A 2,944-nucleotide genomic window follows, 5' to 3' on the forward strand; every position below is an offset into this window, starting at 1 on the left:
ATTGTGGTTAAGTCCTCGACCGATTAGTATTTGTCAGCTCCACGTGTCACCACGCTTCCACCTCAAACCTATCAACCTGATCATCTTTCAGGGGTCTTACTAGCTTGACGCTATGGGAAATCTCATCTCGAGGGGGGCTTCATGCTTAGATGCTTTCAGCACTTATCCCGTCCGCACATAGCTACCCAGCGATGCCCTTGGCAGAACAACTGGTACACCAGCGGTGCGTCCATCCCGGTCCTCTCGTACTAAGGACAGCTCCTCTCAAATTTCCTGCGCCCACGACGGATAGGGACCGAACTGTCTCACGACGTTCTGAACCCAGCTCGCGTACCGCTTTAATGGGCGAACAGCCCAACCCTTGGGACCGACTACAGCCCCAGGATGCGATGAGCCGACATCGAGGTGCCAAACCTCCCCGTCGATGTGGACTCTTGGGGGAGATAAGCCTGTTATCCCCGGGGTAGCTTTTATCCGTTGAGCGATGGCCCTTCCATGCGGAACCACCGGATCACTAAGCCCGACTTTCGTCCCTGCTCGACTTGTAGGTCTCGCAGTCAAGCTCCCTTGTGCCTTTACACTCTACGAATGATTTCCAACCATTCTGAGGGAACCTTTGGGCGCCTCCGTTACTCTTTAGGAGGCGACCGCCCCAGTCAAACTGCCCACCTGACACTGTCTCCCACCCCGATCAGGGGTGAGGGTTAGAATTTCAATACAGCCAGGGTAGTATCCCACCGACGCCTCCACCGAAGCTAGCGCTCCGGCTTCCAAGGCTCCTACCTATCCTGTACAAGCTGCACCGAAATTCAATATCAGGCTACAGTAAAGCTCCACGGGGTCTTTCCGTCCTGTCGCGGGTAACCTGCATCTTCACAGGTACTATAATTTCACCGAGTCTCTCGTTGAGACAGTGCCCAGATCGTTACGCCTTTCGTGCGGGTCGGAACTTACCCGACAAGGAATTTCGCTACCTTAGGACCGTTATAGTTACGGCCGCCGTTTACTGGGGCTTCAATTCAGAGCTTCGCTTGCGCTAACCCCTCCTCTTAACCTTCCAGCACCGGGCAGGCGTCAGCCCCTATACTTCGCCTTGCGGCTTCGCAGAGACCTGTGTTTTTGCTAAACAGTCGCCTGGGCCTATTCACTGCGGCTTTTCAGGGCTATGCACCCTAAAAAGCACCCCTTCTCCCGAAGTTACGGGGTCATTTTGCCGAGTTCCTTAACGAGAGTTCTCTCGCTCACCTTAGGATTCTCTCCTCGCCTACCTGTGTCGGTTTGCGGTACGGGCACCTTTTCCCTCGCTAGAGGCTTTTCTTGGCAGTGTGGAATCAGGAACTTCGGTACTATATTTCCCTCGCCATCACAGCTCAGCCTTTACGGTAACGGGATTTTCCTCGCTACCAGCCTAACTGCTTGGACGCGCATATCCAACAGCGCGCTTACCCTATCCTCCTGCGTCCCCCCATTGCTCAAACGGTAAAGAGGTGGTACAGGAATATCAACCTGTTGTCCATCGCCTACGCTTTTCAGCCTCGGCTTAGGTCCCGACTAACCCTGAGCGGACGAGCCTTCCTCAGGAAACCTTAGGCATTCGGTGGATGGGATTCTCACCCATCTTTCGCTACTCATACCGGCATTCTCACTTCTAAGCGCTCCACCAGTCCTTGCGGTCTAGCTTCAACGCCCTTAGAACGCTCTCCTACCACTGACACCTAATGGTGTCAATCCACAGCTTCGGTGATACGTTTAGCCCCGGTACATTTTCGGCGCAGAGTCACTCGACCAGTGAGCTATTACGCACTCTTTAAATGGTGGCTGCTTCTAAGCCAACATCCTGGTTGTCTAAGCAACTCCACATCCTTTTCCACTTAACGTATACTTTGGGACCTTAACTGGTGGTCTGGGCTGTTTCCCTCTTGACTACGGATCTTATCACTCGCAGTCTGACTCCCATGGATAAGTCTTTGGCATTCGGAGTTTGTCTGAATTCGGTAACCCGATGGGGGCCCCTAGTCCAAACAGTGCTCTACCTCCAAGACTCTTACTACATGAGGCTAGCCCTAAAGCTATTTCGGAGAGAACCAGCTATCTCCAGGTTCGATTGGAATTTCTCCGCTACCCACACCTCATCCCCGCACTTTTCAACGTACGTGGGTTCGGTCCTCCATCCAGTGTTACCTGGACTTCAACCTGGACATGGGTAGATCACCTGGTTTCGGGTCTACGACCACATACTATAACGCCCTATTCAGACTCGCTTTCGCTGCGGCTCCGTCTATTCAACTTAACCTTGCATGTAATCGTAACTCGCCGGTTCATTCTACAAAAGGCACGCCATCACCCATAAACGGGCTCTGACTACTTGTAGGCACACGGTTTCAGGAACTATTTCACTCCCCTTCCGGGGTGCTTTTCACCTTTCCCTCACGGTACTGGTTCACTATCGGTCACTAGGGAGTATTTAGCCTTGGGAGATGGTCCTCCCTGCTTCCGACGGGATTTCACGTGTCCCGCCGTACTCAGGATCCACTCTGGAGGGAACGAAGTTTCAACTACAGGGCTTTTACCTTCTTTGGCCGGCCTTTCCAGACCTGTTCATTTACCTCGTTCCTTTGTAACTCCGTATAGAGTGTCCTACAACCCCAAGAGGCAAGCCTCTTGGTTTGGGCTAATCCCGTTTCGCTCGCCGCTACTCAGGGAATCGCGTTTGCTTTCTCTTCCTCCGGGTACTTAGATGTTTCAGTTCCCCGGGTCTGCCTTCTATACCCTATGTATTCAGATATAGATCCTATCCCATTACGGATAGGGGGTTCCCCCATTCGGAAATCTCCGGATCAAAGCTTACTTACAGCTCCCCGAAGCATATCGGTGTTAGTCCCGTCCTTCATCGGCTCCTAGTGCCAAGGCATTCACCGTGCGCCCTTTCTAACTTAACCTACTT

Annotated in this window: 1 rRNA gene; it reads right to left on the reverse strand. The window is 52.8% G+C overall.

Annotation, left to right across the window (positions count from 1 at the left end):
• Window positions 1-3 precede the first annotated feature (3 nt).
• Window positions 4-2,939: ribosomal RNA gene (locus BGM26_RS14470) — 23S ribosomal RNA — on the reverse strand.
• Between the last annotated feature and the right edge of the window lie 5 nt (window positions 2,940-2,944).

Origin of the sequence: Bacillus sp. FJAT-29790, assembly GCF_019039215.1 — a bacterium.
Lineage (GTDB): Bacteria > Bacillota > Bacilli > Bacillales > Cytobacillaceae > Cytobacillus.